Source organism: Armatimonas sp. (assembly GCF_964826245.1).
Genome location: NZ_CBAYMC010000028.1, coordinates 1 through 24,983, shown reverse-complemented (window position 1 = coordinate 24,983; position 24,983 = coordinate 1). Strand labels below are relative to the sequence as shown.

Here is a 24,983-nt window from a genome sequence, read left to right as displayed (position 1 = left end):
CGCGCAAAAAATCGAGCGGATGCAGCGCATGGTGGGCCTTCCTGCCCGCAACCAGAGCTGGCTCTACGTGGCGCTGGACTTTCTCGGCGCAGGCCCCATCTATGGCATTGGGATAGTGGTCCCGTTTTTACAGCAGAACGATCTCAATGAAATCTACGCCGCAGCCGGCAACCGTCGGTAAATTTCTTCTCTGGCCGCCGCTCTGGATTTTAGCGGCGGCCTTTCTGGTTCCCCCACCCGGCCCAGACAACAAATCGCTCCTCGGGCTCCCCGATCTCTGCCCTATCAAGGCACTCACGCATATTCCCTGCCCCGGCTGCGGCATCTCCCGCTCGCTTGTCTGCACCGCCCATGGCGAGCTTTCCCGTGCGTTCGTCCTGCATCCCCTCGGCCCCGTTTTCTTTGTGATTCTTGCAGGATTTGTCGCCCTACGCTTCTTCCCAAAGCTCCAGCCCTCCACAAAACGCATCAATACTGTTGCGGGCGTGCTGGTCGTGCTGCTACTCAGCTTTTGGATAGTTCGTCTGATCGGCTGGCTCCCAAAGCCACCATAGGGTCACAGTTCCAGAGTTTAGGCAGCGCCACACCACAAACACCGCACTCAAAAACACGATCCTTAATCACGTTACGCTGACCACAATGCTCACAGCGTCGGAAGAGATAGCTTATGGTGAAGCTGCCTGAGTGGGTGATTCCCAAACGATCCAGCACCGCTTGGAGTGCTTCCCAGCATTCAGGTTCAGGGCAGTAGCCAGTGGAGAGATTCGTCGCGGCAATCAGCTCGCTCTCCGAAAAAGCCAGCTCACCCGCTGCTAGGACATCCGCACCACGGGCACACGAGACATGCTCCGAGCGCTGGTCTGCCAGCCAGAGTGTGCCGTCGGCAGTGACGACAAACGTTGCTGTGTCCCCATAAACGCACTTGCGCCACGCCTCTAAATCAGTGAGAGCATTTATCTGCCAGCGTGCCGTCTCAACCAGTAGCTCCGCAGTTCCCAGATAGCGGTACAGACGCATAGATTCACTCCTGAGCAACACTGTCTCCGGCGACGATGCCGGTGGACCAGGCGGCTTGGAGGTTGTAGCCTCCGACGGGGCCTGCGATATCGAGCACTTCGCCACAGAGATAGAGGCCCTTGATCTTTCGACTTTCCATGGTTTTGGAATCCACTTCATCCAAGGCAACGCCACCAGCGACGACCTCGCCACGCTCTAGTGGGACGGCGCGGACGCGGCCTACTTGCCAGCCTTTGAGCGTATTGGCCAGCCGGTTGCGGTCTTTGGCGGTGAGCGGGGCGCACTTTGCGGCAGGGTCGAGCTTGGCGGATTCGAGCAAGGGCTTGCGCAAGCGCTCGGGGAGCGGTGCGTCTTCGATCAGGCCGAGGAGGGTCTTTTTAGGGTTCTGCTGGGCCTGGGTCATTAGCCGCGCACTCACTTGCTCAAAGGTCTCGTCGGGGTAGAGATCCACCTCGACCGTGGAGTTCTCAGGGATAGCCTCAGCGATCTCGCGGGAGACGCCCAGGGCGGTGGGGCCGGAGACGCCTTTGTGGGTAAAGAGCAGGTCGCCACGCCAGTGCATGCGCTCTTTTCCGGTGCTGTTGTCGGGGTTTTGCTTGCGGGCACGGAGCACACAGTCACGCAGCGCGACCCCGCTCCACTCCTCGGGCGGCGTGGGATCCAGATAGAGTGGGGCAAGGGCGGCGGTGAGCTTGACAATCGTGTGCCCCAGCTCCGCGAGCCACTTCCAGCCATCGCCCGTACAGCCTGTGCCCGGAAACGACGAGCCGCCGACGGCAACAATCAAGCGCGAGCAAGGAAGGACTTTGCCCTCAATCTGCACGCCAGAAACCGCGCCGTCCTCCACCAGAATCTTCTCCACGGGGCAGTCGAGGCGCACTTTCACCCCGGCATCGCGGACATGGCGCTCCAGAACCTCGACCACATCTTTGGCATCCGTGGGCGGCACCGGAAAAATCCGGCCATCGGGGCGGGTGTAGACTTTCAGCCCTTGGCCCGTGAGCAGCTCTAAAAAGTCCTCGTTGGTGAAGCGATAGAACGAGGCCTTCAGAAAGCCCGCCTCATTGGTGCGAAACTGGCGACGGATCTGCTCCATCGCACCGGCGTGGGTGAGGTTGCACTTACCCCCGCCCGAGATGAGAATCTTAGTTCCTAGCCGGTTTTTCTTCTCTAATAGCGTCACCCGCGCCCCAAGCTTTGCCGCCCGCCACGCCGCGAGCATTCCCGCCGCGCCGCCCCCTACCACGATAATATTTTGCATAGTCTGAGAGAATTCTACCGCGTCGCGCTGTAACCTTGCGCCCAGAAGGATTGTCTCAAAGACAAAACTATTTCCAAAAATGGAAATGAACGAGGTTTCTGACATGGCGCTAGAGATTGAGAACCTGACCAAGACCTACCCAAATGGGGTACGGGCACTTGACGGTGTGACCCTGAGCATCCCCCACGGGCTCTTTGGCCTGCTTGGCCCCAACGGCGCGGGGAAGTCGTCGCTGATGCGCACGATTGCGACGCTTCAAGAGCCTGACACAGGCAGTATTGCGCTCGATGGCGTGAACACCCTCCAGAACAAAGAGGCGATGCGCGCGACCTTGGGCTATCTTCCCCAGGAGTTTGGGTTCTACCCAACGCTCTCCGGCGAGGCGACGCTGGACCACTTTGCGACCCTCAAGGGGCTCAACAATGGCAAGGAGCGCAAGGCTGTCGTAGAAGGCTTGCTGGCGCAGGTGAATCTTTGGGAGGCGCGCAAGAAAAATGTCGGGGGGTACTCGGGCGGAATGAAGCAGCGCCTCGGGATCGCGGTGGCGCTTCTGGCCAACCCCACCGTGATTATCGTGGACGAGCCGACAGCGGGTCTCGATCCCACCGAGCGCAACCGCTTTCTGAACTTGCTCGCCGAGGTTGGGGAGGGCGCGACCGTGATTCTCTCCACACATATCGTCGAAGACGTGAGAGAGCTGTGTGAGCGCATGGCCATCCTTGCCCGAGGCCGCGTGGTGGCACAGGGCAACCCGGAGGACGTGATCGGGCGCGTGGCAGGCAGTGTCTGGCGAAAAGTCATCGGCAAGGATGAGCTCGCTGAGTATGAGAGCCGCTACCGGGTCATCTCCCGCCGCCTGATCGCCGGAAAGCCAGTCGTCACGATCTACCAGGACACCGACCCCGGCGAGGGCTTTGAAGCCATCGCTGCGGATCTAGAGGATGCCTACTTCCATGCCGTGGGAGCGGCCTAAGCCATGCGAAATGTCTTTCTCTTCGAGCTGCGCTTTCGAATGCGCCAAGTCTCGACCTATCTGTTCTTTCTGGTGCTCTTTCTGCTGACGTTTCTCTTTGTCACCACCGATGCCGTGAAAATAGGCGGTGGGGACGGGCAGATCAAAGTGAATGCGCCGATCGTGCTGGGCCAGATCGTCGGGATCATGGGCGCGTTTGGAGCCGTGATTGCCAGCGCCCTAGTCGGTACCGCAATCTACCGTGACTTCGAGGCGCAGGCCCACGAGCTCTTCTTCACCACACGCCTGAGCCGCGCGGCGTACTTCTTTGGGCGTTTTTTGGGTGCCCTCGTCGTGACGCTCTTTGTCTACTCCGGTTTGCTCTTTGGCGTGCTCCTCGGGAGCCTGATGCCCTGGGTAGATAAAAATAGCCTTGGGGCGTTTCGCATCGAGAGCTATGTCAATGTCTTCCTGGTGATCCTGCTCCCCAACGTCCTCTTTCTCTCCACGCTGTTCTTTGTCTTTGGGACACTCACGAGAAGCCTGCTGGCGATCTATCTGCAAGGTGTCTTGGTCTTCGTCGGCTGGGCCATCTCCCTGGCGCTACTTGGCTCTGTGGAGAACAGGCTCGTCGCCTCGCTCTTCGATCCGTTTGGCCTCGCCTCAACCAGTGTGGTGACGCGCTACTGGACCCTCGCTGAGAAAAACTCCCAGCTCCTGCCACTCACCGGAGCGCTGCTCTATAACCGTCTGCTCTGGGTTGGGCTTGGGCTTGGCACGCTCGCTCTCGGCTTCCGCCTCTTCCAGTTCTCGGCCAAGGCACTGGTTCTTGGGAAAAAGCCCCCCCAGCCCCCGTCCAACGGGGGGGATAAAGGGAATCTGATTCCTTATCTTCCCCCCGCCCGGCGGGGGTCAGGGGGGAATGTCTTCCCCGCCCTCCTGCGCTTCTACTTCCGCGATATCGTCCGCAGTGTCCCGTTTCTCGTGATCGCCGCTGCCGGAACACTGCTCCTCGTCACCAACGCCTGGATGGCGGACAAACTCTTAGACAACAACAACAGTATTTACCCTGTCACACGAGTTATGGTCGAGCAAGTGAGCGGCTCGTTCATGCTGTTTTTCTTGATCCTGATCACATTCTATGCAGGTGAGCTTGCCTGGCGCGAGCGCACCGTCAAGCTGGATCAGATCGCCGATGCCCTGCCCGTCCCAACCTACCGAGTCGCGCTGGCAAAGTTTGTGGCGCTGCTTTTAGTGCTGGCACTGCTGACTCTAGGACTGATCGTAGCCGGGGTCGGGGTGCAGGCAGCAAAGGGCTACTTTCACTTTGAGCTGGGACTGTACTTTAGCTATCTTTTTGGGACGGTCTACCCGATCCTGATCTGCCTCACCGCGCTGGCGTTTATGATTCACACCGTGGTCAACCAGAAGTTTTTGGGGCACACGCTGGTGCTGGTGAGCTTTATCGCCACGCAGGCACTTCCTAGCATGGGCCTCGACCACAAGCTCTATCTCTTCGGGGATATTCCCACCGCCAAACTCTCGGACATGAACGGCTTTGGGCCGTTTACACTCCCCATTTTCTGGTTTTCGACCTACTGGCTATTGGCCTCGGTGCTCTTGGTTCTCGCGGCAATCAAGCTCTGGGTGCGGGGCAAGGACGACAAGCTAAGTGTCCGCTGGAAGATCGGGCAGCTTCCGGCGATGGCAAAGGCCCTTGCCGTGGCGTGCGCGGCGGGCTTTGTGGCGGTCGGTGGCTGGATCTTTGTCAACACCAATCTCAAGCACACCTACCGTCCTGAGAAAGCGCAGATCAAGCTTCAGGTGGAGTTTGAGCAGAAGTACAAGGCCCGCTACGGGAAGATTCCCCAGCCGCGCATCACGGACGTCGACATGGATGTCACGCTCTGGCCGGAGCGCGGACAGTGGGAGTCCAAGGGCATCTTCACCCTCAAGAACAAGACCGATAAGCCCGTCACCGAGCTGGTGATCCAGACCGACCCGGAATTGACGATCAAGGCGCTGACTCTTGGAGCTGCCGCAAGCCCCGAGATCACAGACAAAGACCGAGGCTTTCGGACGCTGAGGCTCGCGCAGCCACTGGCTCCCGGCGCGACCACGACGCTGGCTTTTACGCTGGCCTACGACAAGACGGGCTTTGCCAATGGGAGCCCCAACACCGATATTGCCGCCAACGGGACGTTTCTCACCATGCCCTGCCCCCAGATTGGCTACCAGGAAGGTGGCGAGATTGGCGATGAGTCTGAGCGGCGTAAGCAGGGTCTTCCTCCCAAGCCGCGCATGGCTCCCGCCACAGACGTAGCCGCGCGTCGGAACACCTACCTCGGGGTAGACGCGGACTGGGTAAACTTTGCCGCGACCGTGCGTACTGCTCCCGATCAGATTGCTATCGCGCCGGGCTACTTAGAGCGCGAGTGGCAGGAGAACGGTCGGCGCTGTTTTCGCTACAAAATGGACGCTCCCATCCGCCAGTTCTTCACGTTTGTCTCCGCCCGCTACACCGTCAAGAAAGACCAGTGGGTCAGCAAAGATGGTAGCAAGAAAGTGGCGCTGGAGATCTACTACCATCCTGGCCATGAGTATAACTTAGAGCGCATGATGGCGGGTGCAAAAGCGGCACTGTCTTACTGCTCCGAGAGCTTCAGCCCCTACCAGTTCCGCCAGATGCGCATTCTGGAGTTTCCCGCCTACCAGGGGTTCGCGCAGTCGTTTCCCAACACCGTGCCCTACTCCGAAGGACTGGGTTTTATCCTGAAAGTGGGAAGCGAGAAAGACGCGCTAGATATCCCGTTCTATGTCACGGCGCATGAAGTCGCGCACCAGTGGTGGGCACACCAGGTGCTTGGGGGAAATGTCGCGGGTAGCGAGATGCTCTCCGAGTCCCTCGCCGAGTACAGCGCTCTCCAGACCCTCAAGAAGGCTTATGGAGAGGCGGCACTGGCACGTTTTCTCAAGGTAGACATGGACCGCTACCTGCAAGGTCGTGGCAGCGAGCGTGAGGATGAAAATCCCTTGGTCGCCGTCCAGAACCAGCAGTACATCCACTACTCCAAAGGCGCGATTGCCTTCTGCGCTCTTGCAGATCGCATTGGGGAAGAGAAGCTCAACGCGGCGCTAGCGGGCTTTGTCAAGAAAACGGCCTTTCAAGAGCCGCCCTACACAACATCTCTGGAGCTCATGGAAATGCTCCGAGCCGCCACGCCCACCGCCGATCAGACTTTTCTGAGCGATCACTTCGAGAAAATCACACTCTATGATCTGCGGATCATCGAGGCAAAGAAAGAGCAGAGCGGCGGCAAGTGGCGCGTCACGGTTGCCTATAAAGCGCTGAAAAAATACGCCGACGGAAAAGGTAACGAAACCGACGCGGGGCCTGTCAAAGGATTTGATTTTGGACTCTGGAAAGAGAAAGAGCGCTTGAAAAGCCGCACTGTCACATCCGAGCCAGGTCGCATCGTTTTAGAGTCCGAGAGTGCCGAGCCCGATAAAGTGGAGATAGACACAAAGCATCTCTACATTGATCGAACACTCGATGACAATACAAAAAAGCTTTAAGGAGCTTAAGGAAAAAAATATGCAAAAGATAGTTTTGTTCGCAACCGTCTTTGCTCTGCTGGCAGCAGGCGCACAAGCACAAGAGCCCAGAGAGAAGCGCTGGCGTGCCCAGATTGGGGTTGGGCTTCCCAGCACTCAGAGTGGCAAGAACTTCGTTGGGCAGAGCACCAGCAGCGGAGCCATCAGCTACGACTTGGGACGCGTCGGTGGCGGAACTTGGGGACTCTACAGCGATAGCCTCATGCGGAGCCGGGAAAATGGTAACACCACGACGAGCCAGGGAGCCAGTGGCTTTGGGGTTCAGTATCGGATGCACTCGCTATCTAACAAAGCGCTCTATTACGGCGCGGGGATCGGCGGCTATGGCCTCACAACCTCCTCAGCGGTAAAGACGGGCGATACAACTGTCACTACCACCACGGAGAAGATGACCTTTGGTGGGCGTGTCTTTCTTGGTCAGGACTTTGGCAAGCGCTACTTCGGTGAGCTAAGCTACACGCTCATGGGAAGTGCAAAGCTGGGAACCAGCTCCATCAATGCCAGCCATGCGAGCCTTGGAGTCGGAGTGCGCTTCTAGCGGCTACCGACCGTCAGCATGGCATCACAGGCTACCTGTAATGCCCAGAGGGTGGAGCGGGAGTAGCGTCGTGCAAGAGGGCTGAGAGTGCGGGTCGCCGCAATCTCGGCCCGCGCTGCCTGAAGCCCCCCCTCGACCATCACCTGCTCCCAGGGAAGCTGTGCCAAAGTCAGCGATTCTGTCTTTTCAGGATTGAGGAGATACTCTAAAATCCGGGTACCTAACAGAAAGACGGAGTCGGCGACAGGACCAAGAAACTGTGCCACAATGGCACACTCCTCCGGGGCTAAGAGATCGCTACTACGCTCTAGGTGCTGCGCCACACGCCCCAAAACAGCAAGCTGCATGACTCGCTGAGTGTTTCGCTGCATCACCAGCATCGCTCCCTCAGGAAGTGCGCTGTTTAAGATCAGAGCGCGATTCTGCCCCTCCACAAGATAGACAGCCTCAAAAAAGGCTTCGAGGGTTACCTCGGGGAGGGATTGCTTCATAAAGAGTGGAGTCCCCGCCAGTAAGGTCAGAGCTGCTCCAAGCAATCGTGTGATATTGACCTCAATCTCGTGGAGAACAGGGATCGTTTTGGTCATGGTTTGATTATGGCAAGTTGCTTTATACTCTTTAATAAAAGAAATGGCGGAGCATCAAAAATGCTCCGCCATTTTTTAAGTGTACTGCAGGTTAGCTCACGTAGACGAACTCATTGGAGCAGAGCAGTGCCTGCGTGTAGAGCTCCCAGCTATCCAGTGGCTTGCGCTCGACCATCTCCGTGTTATTTCGGATCGGGGCGAACTTGCCCACTCCCATCCCTTTCTTCTGTGGGGTCTTGGCGACAGGCTTGCGAGCAGCGCGGCCTTTACCCGTACCCGTCGCGGCGACAGTGGCTTCTGTCTCCACTCCGGCTGCCACACTTCCGATCTTTGTCAGGAAACCGAGACCCACCTGGATCTCCTCAGGCTTGGGAGAGCGCTGGTAGAGAACGAGATAGATCGCCTTGATGCGCTCCTCATCGGTCTGTGCTTTCTCCACTTCGTCGCGTCTCACCACCTGCCGGGCCACGTCCACAGCCATCGCACTATTCATAAAGAATAAAGCCTGTTGCGGCACAATGGTCGAGATACGTCCTGTGTTGGCCATGGTCGGGTCGCTCACATCGAACTGGGTCAGCAAGTCTGAGAGAAAGAGCCGATCAATGTAGCCATAGACCGAGCGGCGGTAGATGTAGGGCTCGTCGGTGATATTGACGGGCTTTCCCCCCAGCACTGGATCGAGCTTGCCGGTCAGCGCTACCATGGTGTCTCGGATAGACTCAAAGTCTAGACGGCGAAGATTGGCTCGCCAGAGCAACCGGTTGGCCGGGTCTTTCTTCTCGTAGGCAGCGTTGGTATCGGTGCTCTGCTGGTAGGTATTGCTGGTAAGCACCCACTTGTGCAGCTTCTTGAGGCTCCAGCCTGTCTCCATAAAGCGCCCCGCCAGCCAGTCGAGCAGCTCCGGGTGAGAAGGCTTCTCGCTCATATTGCCTAGGTCATCGGGGGTGCGGATAAAGCCGTCCCCAAAGTGATGCATCCAGGCACGGTTCACTAGGGTGCGAGCTGTCAGCGGATTTGAGGGCGCTGCAATGGCCCGCGCCAGCTCCAGTCGCCCCGAGCCCTCTTTGACGGGCTGCGGCGTACTTCCGGGCATGCAGAGTGCAAAGACCTGGCGGGGAACTACGTCCCCTGGCCTCTGCTTCTCACCACGGATTAGAATACGAGCGTCTTTGGGCTCCTCGATGTCCTCGACCACCATCGCATGGCCCGGTGCGCCAGGGTGCGTGAGCTGCAGGCGGTTCAGCTCATCAAACGGAAAGCGAGCCGCTGCCCGATTGTCTGCGTTGAAGCGGCTGGCCAGCTGGCGAAGGTGGGTCGCGGAGTTAAACTCCGACGCGGGTGGGAGCCCCAGAGGAAACTCAATGAGCTGCGCGGTCGCACTATCTACGCTGAGCACCTGGTTTTTCTGACGCGCCTCAATGTAGGCATCACGCTGATCGGCCACTTTGGCAAAAACCCGCCCGTAGGCTTCCGCGACATCCGCCATCGAGCGCGGCTTGAGGCTGGAAAGCTCGCGTGCAATCAGCGGGTTGATCTTCATGACGGGGATATTGGCCCCTGGTGTGCGCTGTTGCTGCTGCGCTCTCTGCTTGCCAAAGCGTCCCGCCGGAGCTGCCGGTGCGGAAGCAGTGCCCAGCATTCGTCCCATCGCGACAGCGTACTGCGAGGCAAAGCTTCCCTCGGGCATCCTCTGGAGAACATTGAAGGGACCCATCACCTCGGCAGCAGTTTTATTGGTTCGAACCGCTTGCTGGAGGATGCGAATCGTATCGCGCTCACGGATATTAGACGGGTTGATGCCGTATTTCTGCGCCAGCTCCGCGCCTTCTTTGGAGCGCGGGTTCGCCGTAGAGAGCATCAGATAGCCCGCTGCTTTTTTCTGGAACGCCTCTAGCTTCTCACCGACGTACTCGTAGTAGGCAACGCGGCCTTTGTCCAGCAGCACTTTCTCCTGCTGCTCGTAGTCGCCACGCTGTGTGGGATCGCCACTGCCAGGGATCTCGGGACCGACCTCAGGCTCGTCAATGGAGCTGAAGATGCCATAGAGCGAGTAGTAGTCTGCTGTGGGGATCGGGTCGAACTTGTGGTCATGACAGCGGGCACAGGCGACCGTAATTCCCATCGTGGCTTTCGTCACGGTGTCAATACGCTCGTCAATTAAGTCGTTCTTATCTTGAAAGCGCTTGCCCACCGTCATAAACCCCAAGGCAGCGAGCTGCGCGGGATCGTCTTTCATGGTCGGGATCTGGTCGGCGGCGATCTGTGCCATCAGAAACTCATTGTAGGGTAGGTCTTTATTGATCGCCCCAATCACCCAGTCGCGGTAGGTCCAAGCATTGGCATAGCGAAAGTCCGCAAGGCGGTTCTGTCCATTCTGCGGGTTGCCCGTCGTGTCGGAGTAGCGGGCAGTGTCGAGCCAGTGACGGCCCCAGCGCTCGCCGTAGTGTGGGTTTGCCAGGAGACTATCTACCACTTTTTCCCAGGCATTGGGGCTTTTATCGGCTAAAAATGCCCGGACTTCCTCAACCGTGGGCGGCATCCCGATCAGATCGTAGTAGGCGCGGCGGATCAGTGCCGCACGGCTTGCGGGGGCATTGGGAACCATGTTATTGGCTTCAAGCTTGGCAAGAGTAAAACTATCAATGGGGTTTTTCACCCAAGCCGCGTTCTTCACTTTTGGAATTGCAGGCTTCTCCACCGGCTGGAAGGCCCAGTGCGACTTTGCCTTGTCCGTGATCCCGGTGAGCTTGGAGGTCGTCTTGACATCAGCCGCCCCACGCGGATCGGGAGCGCCCATCTTCACCCAGGCTTCCAGTGCCGCGATATCCGTCGCCGAGAGCTTCCCCCCGGGCGGCATCGGCGCACCGGCGCTCTTGACACGCTCGATCAGCAGGCTCTTCTCTGGGCTCCCCGGCACCACAACAGGCCCACTGGAGCCACCGTGTTGCCACGACTCGCGAAAGTCCAGCGAGAGCCCGCCTCGTGAGACACCATCTACGTGACATGGCGCACACTTGCCCGTCAAAATAGGCCGGATCTTGCTCTCGAAGAACTGTATCTGCTCGGGAGTAAGGGCCTGTGGCTTGGGCGCGGGCTTCTGTGCCCCCGCCGTCAGCGCAATCCCCAGTACCGCCGCAGGGGCGGAGAGCTTAAGCCAGGATTTCATTGACGATATTCCCATAGTTGTCGGTCAAGCGAAAATCTCGCCCATTGTAGCGGTAGGTCAGCTTGGTATGATCAAAGCCCAGCACGCGAAGAATCGTCGCATGAAAGTCATGGACATGCACGGGGTTGCTGGCGATGTTCATTCCCAGTTCATCGGTCTCGCCGTAGTGCATCCCACCTTTTACGCCGCCCCCTGCCATGAACGAGCAGAAGCAGCGGGAGTGGTGATCCCGGCCCGACTGGTCGTTGATGCTGCCTGCTGTGGTCGGCGTGCGTCCAAACTCACCTCCCCAGATCACGAGTGTAGACTCTAGCAAGCCCCGCTCTTTCAAGTCCGCAATCAGCGCCGCAACGGGCTGATCCATCTCATTGGCCTTCTTGCCAATATTTTGCGCCAGTGCCTGGTGATGATCCCAGCCGCCGATGTCCACCTGCACGAAGCGCACGCCGCGCTCGACTAAGCGCCGGGCGCAGAGAAGCTTGCCACCAAAGTCCGACGAGCCGTACTTCGCACGGACAGCGGCAGGCTCTTTAGAGATATCAAAGGCATCGGTCGCGGCGGTCTGCATCTTAAAGGCCAGCTCGAAGGAGTCAATACGCGCTTCGAGCTGCTCATCGTGCTGAAACTTAGCGCTGTGGTTGCCATTGAGCTGCCGGGCCAGATCCAGCTGCGCCCGCTGCGCCGACGACGAGCTGAACTCGTTCTTGAGATTGAGTAGGACTTTATCTACAGGTTTACCAGGCGCAAAGTCCGCGCGGGTTCCCTGAAACGGGCTGGGGAGAAACGCCGACTGCCGCCACTCGGGGCTACCACCCAGGGTCACAAAACCGGGTAGGTCTTGGTTGTCAGTGCCTAGGCCGTAGAGCACCCAGCTCCCGAGGCTTGGCTTCACCAGCTGCGCAGAGCCTGTGTTCATCATCTTGGCTGCCACGGGATGCGCTGGTATATCGGTCTTCATGGAGCGAATCACGCACAAGTCATCGGCGAGCTTCTGCAAGTTGGGGAAGACATCACTGATCTCTAGCCCGCTCTGGCCACACTTAGTGAACTTGAAGGGCGAGGGGAAGATCACGCCGCTGGCCCCTGAGACACTCTGGCCACGGAACTTTTCCATACCGGGCTTGGGATCAAACGTGTCTAGGTGTGAGGGTGCCCCGGAGGCGAAGATATGAATAACATGCTTGGCCTTCGCAGGCAGCGGGGCTTTCTTGGCTGCCGTGATCGCGTTTCCGTTGCCTTCCGCTTTGGCTTCCGCCGCAAACATCGCAGAGAGCGCGAGCCCTCCAATTCCCAGTCCCGTTCGGCTTAAAAACTCACGGCGCGAGGTAACAACCTCACGACCGGAACACAGCGCTACATCTCTTGAGTGGCTCATAACGTCTTTCCTTACCCTCCATCTTCGGTAGTCTGGGGGTTAAGACGTATAAACAGATTCTCAGGTTCAGGTGCAATTTTCCACTACTGCGACGCGGGTTGAATGGGCTGCCCCGCGGGCTGGATGGTGGAGGTGCCGTAGGCATTGATCTGGTTTCCCTGACCTAGCACACGATCCTGAGCCAGCTCAGATTCTTTGGACTTGGGAAAGCTTACCCACTTCGGGTCACCGTCTGAGATATAGCGTTCCCCCCCTGGTGCCATTAGTTTATCCACCCAGAACCGAACTCCATTAAGCCCATCAATCGAGTTGATTCTCTCTAGTCGAAGGTTATTAAATTTTTTGGAGGCCGGTGAGGGAATGGGGCGCCATGCGGCATCAAAAGCGGCCTGATACTCATAACGATGCCCTTTATCCTCCCCTTTGATCAAAAGCGGCCAGAGAGTCTTGTCCTTAGGAAACTTTCCCATGGGAAGTGCTATCGTCTCTATCTTGACTTTAGGGTTGAGGCTTGTAATAAGCTTATCGGCTCCTCCTACCTCCTGCTGCACTTGCGCCGCTGTGTAGTTGGCAAAGCTCTTGTGCACGATCGAGTGGTTCGCAATCTCACACCCACTTTTCAAGAGATAGTCAATCTTGTCCTTACCCAAACCTGTTTGCCCAAAAGATTCATTGGTTGCTTTTGACTTGGGGAGAATAAAGAACGTCGCACGCACTTTCCAATCCGGGTGTGCTTTCACAAAGCGCTCGATGATGCCCAGTCCACAGTTCGGGTCTACCTGAGGGCCTTGATCTGTGGTGAGCAAGTTAAACTGCGTCCGGCGGGCATCATCGAAGGTAATGGCAACAGGCGTTCGACCGAGCGGCACATCTAAGCGATTGGCCACAATATCGGCGGCATTGACCAGATAGAACCCCTTGTCGTAGAGAAGCTGAAGGTCTTTCTCAAACGAGGCAACCGACCGATCCAGCGGCGTATTTTTCCCGCTCTTGCCAATGTCATGGTACATGATCACCGGGATCCGCCCCAGCTCATCGGGTCGTATTTTATCAGGATCAAACTTAGGAGGTTGTGGAGCGGGGGTGGGTGCAGGAGTTGTCGAAGAAACGGTCGTTCCTGGCTTAATACAACCGGGCAAAAAAATTAGGATACAAGACAAGGCACAAGGGGTAATTCTCACAAAGCCATTATATCGCCTGATTTCATCGTAAGATCTCCCTCCTGAACGTTGATTCTTAAGTAGCTGTCCATGAGGCCGCAGACATGGATAAGGAGAAACTTTCATGCAAACCCCAAAGGGAACCGTTTTTTTTCAGGTCAGTGGCATGGTACTGATCTTGATCGCGACAACCCTCTATCAAAAGGGCCTGCCGCAAGAACCCAAGCTGAGTGCACTGGCCACCCAACGGAGCGATTATGAGCGCTATGAAGAGGGTGGCTATCCGGGAGAAGATGCTGTCGAGCGGAACCAGCGCCTTCAAATCGCGGAGCTTCTTCAGCGCTTTACACTACGTAGATCCCGTATCTTTCCTAGCGGAGCTCATAGAACCGAGTGGCATTCTCGTAAAAGAGCTTGCGCTGGTCGGTTTCAGAACGGGTGGCGACAAGGGCTTTGAGGGTGGTGATCCACTCTTTCAGGCTGGCTCGCAGTGTGCAGACAGGCCAGTCACTGGCAAAGATCACGCGCTCGGGGCCAAAGGTATCGAGGGTCTGGTTGATACAGGGCGCAAGCTGCTCGATGGCAGGTACTCCGGGCTTGGTTCCCGCGATAATACCGGAGATCTTGACGATGGTATTGGGACAGGCAGCGACCTGCTCTAGCCCGCGCTTCCATGCCCCCAGCTGCGCAGGTGTCCCGGTGACGGGCGCATTGCCGCAGTGATCCAGCACAAAGCGCGTCTCCGGACATTTTTTTGCCAGTGAGGCTCCATCGGCAAGCTCCCCAGAGCGCAGACAAAGATCAAAGCATAGCCCGCGCTTGCCAAGCTCCTGAGCCCCTGCCACGAACTCGGGCTTCAGGCAGTAGCCCTGTGGGAGCCCCCCATGGAGCACTTGCCGGACGCCTTTGAGATGCGGGCTGGAGATCTTGTCCAGATACGCCTTAAACTCTCGCGCCGCCGGATCGCCGCCCACAACCGCACCCACCATCGGGTTCTGGGGATCGTCACAGAGGCTGTACACATACTGCGCCTCTGCCTCGCGTTGATCCAAGCGCACATCCACCTCCATGTAGATCGTCGCCGAGATTCCCAGTCCCACCGTGTCCTGAGCATAGGTCTCGGGAGTATGGCTCTTACTCAGCGGCTCCGTGGCCTCTTTGAGCCAGGGAAGATCAAACCGATTTCGATCCCAAAGATGCTGATGTGTATCTATAATTCGCATTAGCGCTTGAGTTCCTTGATCACACGGCCCTCATCGGTGGGGCCAATCAGGCGATTTCCAAGGCCCTGGTAGTCGTAGTGGAGCTTGTAGGGATCAAGGCCAACTCGGTCAAGAATCGTGGCTTGGAGATCGCGAATGGTCATTTTATTCTCGACGATCTTGTAGCCAAGCTCATCGGTCTTGCCGTAGGCTCCGGGCTTGGTGCCACCGCCTGCCATCCAGATCGTGAAGGCGTGGGGATGGTGGTCGCGGCCTAGAAATTTACTACCGCCACGCGCCTCGTTCATGGGGGTTCGGCCAAACTCGCCGCCCCAGACCACTAAGACATCATCGAGCATCCCACGCTGCTTGAGGTCTTTGATGAGTGCCGCGCAGGCTTTGTCAGTCTCTCGGCACTTGGCGGGAAGTGCAGTCACTAAGTCGTCGCCCGAGCCGGTGCCGTGAATGTCCCAGCCCCAGTCATAGAGCTGGACGAAGCGGACGCCTTTTTCCACAAGTCTTCGCGCTAAAAGACAGTTATTGGCAAAACTTGCCTCGCCGGGCTTAGCCCCGTAGAGGTCCAGGGTCGCCTGGGACTCTTTCTTGATATCCGTTAGCTCCGGCACCGAGAGCTGCATCCGGTAGGCAAGCTCGTACTGCGCGATGCGTGTCACGGTCTCCGGATCGCCCAGTGCCGCTGCCTCCTGCCGGTTGAGTTTTTCCAGTGCATCCAGGCTCCGCCGCCGCGTCTGGCGGTCTATTCCCGGCGGATCAGACAGATAAAGAATCGGGTCACCTGCTGAGCGACACTGAACGCCTTGATGAATGCTGGGCAGAAACCCACTCGACCAGAGACTCTTGCCCCCCGTCGGGTCGGTGCCACCAGAGAGCAACACCACAAAGCCGGGCAGGTCTTTATTTGCCGTCCCAATCCCATAGGTCATCCACGAGCCCATCGCCGCACCGCCAGGGAAGGCGTTGCCGGTATAGAGAAATAGCTCAGCGGGGGCGTGGTTGAACTGCTCCGTAGACATGGAATGAATGATCGCCAGCTCATCGGCGATACTGGATGTGTGTGGCAGGAGATCACACATCCATGCACCACTCTGGCCGTACTGCTTGAACTTGTGTGGCGAGCCGAGTAGCTTTGGCTTGCCCTGGATAAAGGCGAAGCGCTCGCCTTTCAAATACGAATCCGGGCAGTCCTGCATGTGCAGCTCGTTGAGCTTGGGTTTGTAGTCGAGCAAGTCCAGCGACGGTGGCGCGCCAGACATGTGCAGGTAGATCACCGCCTTGGCTTTCGCCCCCCCCCGGCTGCTCGCACCACTCGCATCCCCCCTCCCTTTTGCAAAGGAGGGTTCTGGGTGGGTTGCGGCCAGCGCCAGTGCGCCCAGACCAAGGCCCGTCTTGCCAAAAAACGTTCGCCGCGACATCGCACGGGCTTGCATTAGTTCAAGTTCAGTCATGGCTCTATCCTTAGCTCCGAGCCTTCCTCAAAGCGAATCCCAAGATACTGTCCTGCGAGTAGTGCTCGCCCAATCAGAGGACGTTTTCCCATCGCGATCACCTCCACACGTCGTAGCTCTCCTTGCCAGCGAACAGTTACTTGGTAGACACTGACCATAATGTCGGAGTCGTTTGCCAGATTCGCAGGCATTCGGTAGAAAAATGGTAGGTTCATTGCCTCAACAGCAGAGACAGGCAACGTGAGATAACCCGCAAAACCAGTGTCAATCACAAACTCCAGCTCGAAAGCGGGCATTTCGGGAAGCTGAAAAGGCACAGCAATAACGGGATACCCCTGAGAGATTTGTCCTATCATCATGCCTTTGTCTGAGTTAAAACTCCCCCAAAAGAATAAACTGCATTGTAGCCGATCCGCAAACAAAGCATAGAAGCATCAGGGTGCCGCTCACGGAGTCGCTCACCCGCAACAAGCCCCTCGTCCGCGACTTCAAAATCACCGGACTCTACATCAATGGCAATCACTTTACCCTGGTTTTCTTCAACATCAACTTTAGAGGCGATCTGTTCCTGGTAGAGCTGCATGCCTCTGCGGTCAATTTCTTCAACTGCTAACATGATTATTATCCTTTCGTCAGCACGCCGTCTAGGTTGAGCAGGACATTGGCGACCACTGTCCACGCGGCCAGCTCTGCATCCTCAGTCCCCGTGAGCTTTTTCGCCTCCATCAAATTTGCGGTGTAGTGCACTTTCTCGCTCTCAAACAGTGCGACGAGCGGTGGGATTTGGCTGTCCAGTGCAGGGCGACAGAGAGCGAGGCGCAGGCCGTGGCGGGCTTTCTCAGCGGGCGTTTTCCCTTCCAGACGTTTGGCCAAGCCGACCGCCATCTCCAAGTAGGCAGGATCGTTGAGCGTGACGAGCGCTTGGAGGGGCGTGTTGGTGGGGATACGACGAACCGTGCAGAACTCGCGGCTGGGGGCATCGAAGGTCTGCATACTCGGATACGGAACCGTGCGCCGCCAGAAGGTGTAGAGGCCACGCCGGTAGCGATCTTCACCCGTGCTAGTGGGGTACGAGCGCTCGCCGTTAAACGCCGCTTTCCAGAGCCCATCGGGCTGGGGCGGATAGACGCTGGGGCCGCCGAGCTTGGGCGAGAGCAGGCCACTGACCAAGAGCGCCTGGTCGCGGATTCCTTCGGCATCCAAACGGCGGCGGGGGTAGCGCGAGAGCAGGCGCACCTTTGGGTCACGAGCGAGCTTTTCAGGGGTCACTTTGCTACTCTGCCGGTAGGTACGGCTCATCGCAATGCTCTTGAGAAAGCGCTTGACATTCCAGTCGCGCTGAAAGTCTAGTGCCAGATAGTCGAGAAGCTCGGGATGCGTGGGAGACGCGCCCTGCGTCCCGAAGTCCTCCTCTGTCTCCACAAGCCCTGTTCCAAAGAGCTGCGCCCAGAAACGGTTCACCTGGACACGCGCGGTTAGTGGGTTCTCCCGTGCAACGAGCCACTTGGCCAGCTCTAAGCGGTTGGTGAGCGGCTTTTTCGTAAAGGCGGCGGGGCCTGCGGGCGTGACGACTTCTTCGGGAGTTAGGAAGTTCGCCAGAGTGAGTGAGCGTGTCACACGGCGCTTGACCTCGGGGAGCTCACGCATCACGGGCAGTGGGATCGGCTTGAGAGCGGCTAGCTCAGACTGCTTCTGGGCAATTCTTTGGGCCGTGGGCGAGTCAGTGAGCAAGGCCGTTTTTACCGCGGTAATCGCGCCGGGAATCCCCTGCTCCGCTACCACTTTCCGATTTTCGTCGTAGAGCGTGATGCGAACATGGGCGAGCATGCCGGAGTGGGCATCGGTGCGCGGCCAGATGGCGATACTCTGGAGTGGATAGGTTGCGCCTAGGTCTACTTCCCACCAGGGGTCTTTCTCCTGCTTCGTGTGCGTGACGGTGTTATCGGGGAACTTACCGCTCGTGTTACCATCAATGGCCCGCGCCGCCTCGCCGCTAAAGTCCGTGCTGGACTGGCTCGCCTTCCCCTTGCGTGCCACATTCTCGCTACCGCTCAGCGCCTGCACCTCGGCAAGCATGAGAAATGCCGTGCCTGGAAGTGTCACACGCACAAAACGCGCACTCGGCGCCTTACCTGCGGGCTCGGCAGCACGCTGCGTCTCCAGCTCCGCTAGCTCTTTTTCGAGGGCTTGCTTTTTCGTGCGTTGCGCCGCGGTCAGCACCGGCATGGTGGGGAACTCATCGCCTCGATCACTGTCCTCAGTCTGATTGAAGATCGCCATGGTTCGATAGAAATCAGTCTTAGAGATAGGATCGAACTTATGCGTATGGCACTGGGCGCACTGGTAGGTCAGCCCCATCCACGCCTGCATGGTGACAACGGTTCGGTCTTTGACAGCGGCAGTGCGAAACTCTTCATCACTCGTGCCTCCCTCGGTGTTGGTCATGGTATTGCGGTGAAAGGCTGTCGCAATCTTCTGATCCTCAGTGGCGTTGGGCAATAAGTCCCCCGCAAGCAGCTCCTGCGTGAACTCATCAAAAGGCTTGTTGGCATTAAACGCAGCGATCAGCCAGTCGCGCCAGGGCCAGAGATTGGGCCTGAGCGGGTCGGAGCCATAACCCGCTGAGTCGGCGTAGCGCCCCAAGTCCAGCCAGAGACGCGCCCACTTCTCTCCAAAGTGCGGCGAGGCGAGCTGGGAGTCCACAAATTTCTCGTAGGCATTGGGCGCTTTGTCGCTCACAAATGCCTCGGCATCTTTGAGGCTTGGCGGCAGTCCTGTCAGGTCCAGCGCCACCCGCCGCGCCAGAGTCCACCGATCCGCCTCTGGGGAAAGAGCAAGCTTCTCTTTCGCCAGCCGAGCCATCACAAGCGTATCTATTCCCCCGCGAGCGGGGGCTAGGGGGCGATTAAATGCCCAGTGCCCTTCGTACTTTGCGCCCTGCCCAATCCAGCGCCGTAGCGTGTTAATCTGCGGCTCCGTCAAGCGATGTCCCGTCTCTTGGGGTGGCATCTTAAGCGCATCGCCCACGGGCAGGGTGACGCGAGCAATGAGCTTGCTGGCTAGAATATCGCCGGGGATCACGGCACGGTTGGGCTCATCCAGGCGCAGGTTTGCGGAGCGGCTCTGCTCATCGGCTCCATGGCAGCGCAGACAGTTGGCAGCCAAGAGAGGACGAACATCCCGGCGGTAGTCCACCGGCTCGGGGGCGGCAAAGGCCACGGCCCATAAGCCCACGCTGGTCAGTAACGAAAACGAGAGCAATTGGTGCTTCATCTTAACTTTCGATTTTACGTAAAAAAACAAGCCATGTCCAGCGGCACACCCCACGTGAACTTAAAAGATCCTGCTAGATCGCTGCGGAGATAGCCTCTTGTACCACGCTGGCGGAGCGCTCCAGCAAAATAGAGCCCGCGCCATGAGGGACAAGCAGACGTGTGCGGGAGCCGAAGTCACCCAAGTAGAGCCAGGCAACGTGCTGGTTACTGTGGCGCTCCAGAGCCCCCCGCGAAAATGCGCCCACAGGACGCATGTCCTGGGTCGTGGTGTCACAGACAACTGCGAGAGGACAGAGTGGCCCCACTTTGCCCACTAGCTCCTCGCTTTTTGGGCACCAGAGCAGAGGAGAAGTACTCTGACGGGGCCAGAGCTCACGGGCTGCCTGAAAGAGGACTTCGTCCCCCACGATCACCACAGGCCGATTGCGAGCATGCTCGTCTGTCTTAAGTTTTGTGAGCGCACTGGCCAGCTTTTCTTGCGAAGATAGAAACAAGCTATCGCGTAGCTCGTAGGTGTTTCCCACGGCTCGCAACGCATAGATCAACACCGTGACACGCTCTGTCTTGGGGTCAGAGCGGAGGCTGCGCAAAAGCTGAAACGCATCGAAAGTCGCCGTTAGTGGCGGTAGTAAGAGAGCATCGGGGTGCAGACCACGCGCCCTTCGTAGCGCTTCATCAGGGACAGCTGCGGCGCTGACAATCATGCCCTGGTTGGAGAACGTATGATTGAGACGGTGAAGAACCGGGGTCTGGTCGTGCACGAGGAGCAAGAGGCGGCGGGGAGCAGGAGGAGGCATCAGCACATCAGGAGCCTCTTGCTCGGGTTCTGCACTTGCCAGAGGAAGAGTGAAGGCAAACGTGCTCCCGATCCCCGGCGTGCTCTCCACCCAGATCATCCCCCCCAGAGCCTCCACAATGGTCTTGGAAATCGCAAGCCCCAGACCGGTTCCTCCGACACTGCGGGTTGTCGAGTTGTCCGCGCGGAAGAACTTATCAAAGAGCCGAGTGCGATCGTCTGCCGTGATTCCAATTCCCGTATCCGCAACCCGCACCGTGAGCTGGGTATCATCTGCGGCGAGGCGTACGATCACTTTCCCCCCTGGCGGGGTGTACTTTAGCGCATTAGAGATCAGGTTCATCAGCACTTGCGCGATCCGGTCGCTGTCTCCCCGAATCAAGGGGATACTCTCGGGCATATTCAGGGTCAAGCTCAGCCCACGCGTGCGCGCTTGCTCCTCCATAGTACGCACCACTTGACGCGCCAAAGCGCTACAGTCAAGCGGCTTGTGCTCCATCTGAAGCCCGGCAGACTCCAGCTTGGAGAGATCCAGCATCTCCGTGATCAGCCCCGTGAGGCGCAGCACGCTGGTCTGGGTTAGAGCCAAAAACTCGCGCTGGTTCTCGGTGAGAGGGCCGGGTTTCTCGGAGAGCAAGAGTGCAACATTACCATTGATGGCCGTCAGCGGGGTGCGTAGCTCGTGCGAGACCGTCGAGGCAAACTCACTCTTGAGCCGATCTGCCTCGGTCTCGCGCGTGACATCACGCAAGATCACGATCCGCCCAATCAGTGTCCCCTCGGTGCGAACCGGCGACGAATAAAAGCGCAGAACCCGAGGGAGAGGACGTGCCAGAGCGAATGTCTCATCCGTCACGCGCTCCGTGTCACGCAAGACTTCCCGCAGGCGCAGCCGGGCAGGTTCCTGATCGGATCCCTTAAAGAGCGAGAGGAGCCGTGGGCCGATCCGCGCAAAGCTATGGTCTTGCAAGTCCGCCGACTCCAACCCAAAGAACGCAGCAAAGCGTGGGTTTGCCAGTAAAAAGCGCCCCTCTTGGCTGAGTAGCGCCACGCCATCGTTGGTGGCATCTAGCACGGACTCCAGTCGCCGCCCGGTGACGGCAAGTGCCTCACTCCGGGCCTCCAGTGCACTCTCTCGCTCCGCGACGGTCTCGGCCATGCGCCGCAGTGCCTGCCACAGCTCCCCCACCTCATCGTCGCGCCCGCTCTCATCAGGTAGCTCCGCAGGCGTGATCTCTTTGCGTTCCAGCCGCTCTACCGCCGAGACCAGTGCCTCCAAAGGCTCGGTGATCGAGCGGGCAATGGAGCGCCCAATCATCAGCGCACTGACTAAGGCTCCCAGCGGGAAGATAATGATGGCAGCGATACGCAAAGAGTCCGCTGTCAGGTAGAGAGGCTCGTAGCGATCACGGGCCTGGGCGGTCTGGTTGATCAGCCGCACCAGCGCGGCTTCAATGGGCTCAAACGCCGCCGTAGCACGGCTCCCCTTACGATCCCATACCTGAAACTGGGCGTGTACCACGCGAAACTCTTTCTCCAGCGCGGGAGCAGGATGGTCTTCAAACCAAGACATGATCTCCTGATAGCGATCCCGGTAGATACTCCGTGCCTGGTTCTGTGCACTCCGAAAGGCGGGGTCTCTGAAGCGCTTGAGGTTCGCCTCCGCCTCAGCGACATCCATCGCCGCATGGGCCAGCACTTCCATACGACTGGCCAGCTCCTTGCGCGCCGCAAACTCGCCCCGATAGCGCCCTGCAAAGCCCCAGAGCAGCACCGGAATGAGCAGTCCTGCCACCAATAAAACAATCAGCGGCAGGACATAGCTTAAGAAGATCTGGCGCGCAATACCCCGAGGCATCATGGCTAGAGGAGATTCTCCAGCCCGTAAACCAGTCCTGTCATGCTCGCCGACTTTCGGATGGCCAGCACAACGCCGGGCATGAAGCTGGTGCGATCCAGTGAGTCGTGGCGGATTGAGAGGCGCTGGCCCTGCGCCCCAAAGATCACCTCCTGGCTGGCCACAAAGCCGGGCAGGCGCACCGAGTGCACGGGAATCTCGTCTACATCGGCTCCGGTGGCCCCCGCGTGGCTCTCGAAAGCATTCTCTGGCTTGGCGGTCGGGACTCCTGTGCGGGCCTCAGCGATCATCTGGGCAGTCTTGACGGCAGTTCCTGAGGGAGCATCCACTTTCTGCTCGTGGTGCATCTCGATAATCTCCACATCGGGCAGATATTTTGCCGCTTGCGCCGAGAACTGCATCATGAGAATCGCGCCGATGGCAAAGTTGGGCGCGATCAAGCACGCCGTGTTGTGTGTCTCGCAGAGCTGGCGCAGCTCGTCTAAGTCCGCAGGCGAGAGGCCCGTGGTTCCGACAATCGGGATGACGTTACTCTCCAGTGCCGTCCGGATATTGCTCATCGCCGACGACGGCACGGTGAAGTCCACCATCACCTGCGGCTGGCTGGCTTTTAGAACCGCGCCCATGTCATCGCCGAACTCAATCTGCGCAACCACTTCCATCCCGTCGGCGGCAGTCACCGCACGCACCACTTCACTTCCCATCCGGCCTAGTGCCCCGGAAACAGCAACTCTAATCATGCGGGTAGTGTACCAGAAGCGCTAGGCTTCCCCTCCCCCTTCCTCCCACCCGCAGAGCTTGTTATTGGGAGGAAGGGGGCCGGGGGGGGTAGGAGGGAAAACCGGGGTAGGAGGGCTACTCTTCTATCTCCGCGAGCGCTTCTTTGTCGGCTTCTTCAAACGGCCCGATGGCGGCGATAGTGAGCTTTGCAGCATCGTCGGGCAAGATGGCCTCAGCGATCGCGTGGACATCGGCGATCGTCACGGCGTCAATCTTGGCCAGCGCCTCGGCCAGGAGTGGGACGCGGTTGTAGTAAAGCTCGGACTTGCCCAGGCGGGTCATGCGGCTGCTCATGGACTCTTGGGCCATGATGAGTGCACCACGGAACTGGTTCTTCGAGCGCTGAAGCTCGGCCTCACTGACACCCTCTTTGCGGACTTTGGCAAACTCCGCACGTACCAAGTCCAGACACTCCTCAAAGTTCTCCGGCGACGTCCCCCCGTAGGCCGCAAAGTAGCCGCCCTCACGGTGGGTGGCGGCGTACGAGCCGACGGAGTAGGCCAGACCACGCTTCTCGCGAATCTCCTGAAAGAGCCGTGCGCCCATCGAGCCACCTAGGATGCTGTCCAAGATCGCCAGCGGGTACTTTTCTTCGTCGTTCTGGCCGTAGCCTCCCACACCGACGCAGAAGTTCACCTGCTCGGTCGGGCGGCTGTAGAGAAGATGGCCTGGAGCGGCGATCGGGCGTGTTAGGGGGGCATTGGGCTCGCCTGCGGGAAGGCTGCCCAGCATCTGCTCCGCGAGCGCGACCACAGCAGCGTGCTCCAAGTTCCCTGCCGCCGCCACGACGAGGCTCTGCGGGCCGTAGCGCCGTGCGACATAGCCACGCAGGTCGTCGGGGGTGAAGGCGGAGACCGTCTCCACACTCCCGATCACCGGCAGGCCCAGCACATGGTCCGGGTAGATCGTCTCCCCAAAAAGATCATGCACCATGTCCTCGGGGTCATCATCGCGCCGCTTGATCTCCTCCAGCACCACCTTGCGCTCTTTTGCCGTTTCTTCCGGGTCAAAGAGTGAGCCGGTGAGCATGTCCGTCAAAATGTCGAGACCAACGGGCAGGTGCTCCGAGAGGACGCGGGCGTAGTAGCACGTGAACTCTTTATCCGTAAACGCATTGAGATAGCCGCCCAGCGCGTCCATCTCATCGGCGATTTGTTTCGCACTCGGGCGGCGCTCGGTGCCCTTAAAGAACATGTGCTCTAAAAAGTGCGAGATGCCCCGCAGGCGCGGCTCCTCATCACGCGAGCCCGCACTCGCCCAGAGGCCGACGGAGACCGACTGAACCGTCGGAATGCTTTCCGTAACAACGCGAACCCCATTGGACAGAACTGTCCGAGAGACATTTTCAACCATGTGCCCAGTGTACCGTTTTTTCTCACTGAGAAGCTTACGGGTTTATTCTAAAACACTTGCCAGTTTGCTTTAGGAAAGATACATTCTCACAAGAACTATGAACCATAATTCCGCAGGATGTTTAGGAGCACTGGGCCTGCTGGCACTGGCTGTCTTTTGCCCAACCTGCCGTCGCGTGCCCATTGAGACGTACTTAAAAGGCAAAGCGGAGGCGGCCTTAACGCGCGATGGGCTCATTGGACAGCCTGGCAAGACAGACTGGAGTGTCGGGGTGGACGGGCTTGATGTCAACCTCTTTGGCCCCACCGACACCGCAACCCGCGCTAAGTCCATCGTCCAGAACGAGCTGTCGGCGCGTGTGCCCTGGTTCTTCGATGTCAATCTTTTGGGTCAGAGCGGCGCAACACCCGTGACCTCGCCAGAGCCTAGCGCTTCGCCCCGTCCATCCCCCGCCGTTGCAGCCTCTGCCTCGCCCGAGCCCAGCGCTTCGCCCGAGCCCAGCGCTTCGCCCGAGCCCAGCGCTTCGCCGAAGCCTGCGGCAGTCGTGGCCACGGGGAATACAACCGGACTGGTTCAGGTACT

General features: G+C 58.6%; 20 protein-coding genes. 6 read left to right on the top strand and 14 right to left on the bottom strand.

Annotated features, from left to right (window positions below; translation table 11 throughout):
- Together AC1XOS_RS04620 and AC1XOS_RS04615 are read left to right on the top strand one after the other, a co-directional pair.
- On the top strand, window positions 1-181 hold a 181-nt coding region (locus tag AC1XOS_RS04620; RefSeq protein WP_481961047.1), incomplete at its 5' end, for a hypothetical protein.
- Complete coding sequence (locus AC1XOS_RS04615) at window positions 147-554, top strand: DUF2752 domain-containing protein (protein WP_481961046.1); 408 nt, start codon at window positions 147-149, stop codon at window positions 552-554. The genes AC1XOS_RS04620 and AC1XOS_RS04615, both read left to right, overlap by 35 nt.
- Here AC1XOS_RS04615 and AC1XOS_RS04610 read toward each other — a convergent pair.
- The gene (locus AC1XOS_RS04610) at window positions 505-1,017 is read right to left on the bottom strand and encodes a hypothetical protein (protein WP_481961045.1); all 513 of its coding nucleotides are present in this window, start codon (window positions 1,015-1,017) and stop codon (window positions 505-507) included. The two genes, AC1XOS_RS04615 and AC1XOS_RS04610, sit on opposite strands and share 50 nt — an antisense overlap.
- A gap of 4 nt (window positions 1,018-1,021) precedes the next feature.
- On the bottom strand, window positions 1,022-2,278 hold the full coding sequence (locus tag AC1XOS_RS04605) for a BaiN/RdsA family NAD(P)/FAD-dependent oxidoreductase (RefSeq protein ID WP_481961044.1): 1,257 nt from the start codon (window positions 2,276-2,278) through the stop codon (window positions 1,022-1,024).
- Window positions 2,279-2,363: 85 nt separating this feature from the next.
- On the opposite strand from AC1XOS_RS04605, the gene AC1XOS_RS04600 reads away from it, so the two are divergent.
- Genes AC1XOS_RS04600 through AC1XOS_RS04590 form a run of 3 tightly spaced genes read left to right on the top strand, consistent with a single transcriptional unit; the run spans window position 2,364 to window position 7,383 of the window.
- Complete coding sequence (locus AC1XOS_RS04600; protein WP_481961043.1) at window positions 2,364-3,251, top strand: ABC transporter ATP-binding protein; 888 nt, start codon at window positions 2,364-2,366, stop codon at window positions 3,249-3,251.
- 3 nt (window positions 3,252-3,254) lie between these two features.
- Window positions 3,255-6,806: an ABC transporter permease/M1 family aminopeptidase gene (locus AC1XOS_RS04595; protein WP_481961042.1), complete on the top strand. Its 3,552-nt coding sequence runs from the start codon at window positions 3,255-3,257 to the stop codon at window positions 6,804-6,806.
- Window positions 6,807-6,825: 19 nt separating this feature from the next.
- The gene (locus AC1XOS_RS04590) at window positions 6,826-7,383 is read left to right on the top strand and encodes a hypothetical protein (RefSeq protein ID WP_481961041.1); all 558 of its coding nucleotides are present in this window, start codon (window positions 6,826-6,828) and stop codon (window positions 7,381-7,383) included.
- On the opposite strand, the gene AC1XOS_RS04585 is transcribed toward AC1XOS_RS04590, so the two are convergent.
- The 12 genes from AC1XOS_RS04585 to AC1XOS_RS04530 all read right to left on the bottom strand — a co-directional run bounded on the left by AC1XOS_RS04585 (window position 7,380) and on the right by AC1XOS_RS04530 (window position 24,401).
- Entirely contained in the window at window positions 7,380-7,970 is a 591-nt protein-coding gene (locus AC1XOS_RS04585; RefSeq protein WP_481961040.1) for a hypothetical protein, read from the bottom strand. The genes AC1XOS_RS04590 and AC1XOS_RS04585 overlap by 4 nt on opposite strands.
- A 91-nt stretch (window positions 7,971-8,061) precedes the next feature.
- Window positions 8,062-11,136 carry a PSD1 and planctomycete cytochrome C domain-containing protein gene (locus AC1XOS_RS04580; RefSeq protein ID WP_481961039.1) on the bottom strand — a complete coding sequence of 1,025 codons (3,075 nt, stop codon included), beginning with the start codon at window positions 11,134-11,136 and terminating at the stop codon, window positions 8,062-8,064.
- Window positions 11,120-12,511 (bottom strand): DUF1501 domain-containing protein, encoded by a 1,392-nt coding sequence (locus AC1XOS_RS04575; protein ID WP_481961038.1) that lies wholly within the window; start codon window positions 12,509-12,511, stop codon window positions 11,120-11,122. The genes AC1XOS_RS04580 and AC1XOS_RS04575 overlap by 17 nt, the downstream gene beginning before the upstream one ends.
- A gap of 83 nt (window positions 12,512-12,594) precedes the next feature.
- Window positions 12,595-13,650, bottom strand: coding sequence for a polysaccharide deacetylase family protein (locus AC1XOS_RS04570; protein WP_481961037.1), 1,056 nt, complete (start codon window positions 13,648-13,650; stop codon window positions 12,595-12,597).
- A gap of 392 nt (window positions 13,651-14,042) precedes the next feature.
- Complete coding sequence (locus tag AC1XOS_RS04565) at window positions 14,043-14,894, bottom strand: amidohydrolase family protein (protein ID WP_481961036.1); 852 nt, start codon at window positions 14,892-14,894, stop codon at window positions 14,043-14,045.
- Entirely contained in the window at window positions 14,894-16,339 is a 1,446-nt protein-coding gene (locus AC1XOS_RS04560) for a DUF1501 domain-containing protein (RefSeq protein ID WP_481961035.1), read from the bottom strand. The genes AC1XOS_RS04565 and AC1XOS_RS04560 overlap by 1 nt, the downstream gene beginning before the upstream one ends.
- Window positions 16,336-16,656, bottom strand: a complete 321-nt coding sequence (locus AC1XOS_RS04555) for a clan AA aspartic protease (protein WP_481961034.1) — start codon at window positions 16,654-16,656, stop codon at window positions 16,336-16,338. Before AC1XOS_RS04555 ends, AC1XOS_RS04560 begins: the two co-directional genes overlap by 4 nt.
- Before the next feature lie 38 nt (window positions 16,657-16,694).
- Window positions 16,695-16,955: a hypothetical protein gene (locus AC1XOS_RS04550; protein ID WP_481961033.1), complete on the bottom strand. Its 261-nt coding sequence runs from the start codon at window positions 16,953-16,955 to the stop codon at window positions 16,695-16,697.
- Window positions 16,956-16,960: 5 nt separating this feature from the next.
- A complete protein-coding gene (locus AC1XOS_RS04545; RefSeq protein WP_481961032.1) occupies window positions 16,961-19,612 on the bottom strand; it encodes a DUF1553 domain-containing protein in 2,652 nt (883 codons plus the stop codon).
- A gap of 73 nt (window positions 19,613-19,685) precedes the next feature.
- Window positions 19,686-22,271: an ATP-binding protein gene (locus AC1XOS_RS04540; protein WP_481961031.1), complete on the bottom strand. Its 2,586-nt coding sequence runs from the start codon at window positions 22,269-22,271 to the stop codon at window positions 19,686-19,688.
- Between the two features lie 2 nt (window positions 22,272-22,273).
- Window positions 22,274-23,008 (bottom strand): 4-hydroxy-tetrahydrodipicolinate reductase, encoded by a 735-nt coding sequence (gene dapB, locus AC1XOS_RS04535; protein WP_481961030.1) that lies wholly within the window; start codon window positions 23,006-23,008, stop codon window positions 22,274-22,276.
- A gap of 115 nt (window positions 23,009-23,123) precedes the next feature.
- The gene (locus AC1XOS_RS04530; protein WP_481961029.1) at window positions 23,124-24,401 is read right to left on the bottom strand and encodes a M16 family metallopeptidase; all 1,278 of its coding nucleotides are present in this window, start codon (window positions 24,399-24,401) and stop codon (window positions 23,124-23,126) included.
- 97 nt (window positions 24,402-24,498) lie between these two features.
- Between AC1XOS_RS04530 and AC1XOS_RS04525 the strand changes: the two genes are divergently transcribed.
- Window positions 24,499-24,983 (top strand): hypothetical protein (locus AC1XOS_RS04525; RefSeq protein WP_481961028.1); only part of this gene is annotated, 485 nt, incomplete at its 3' end.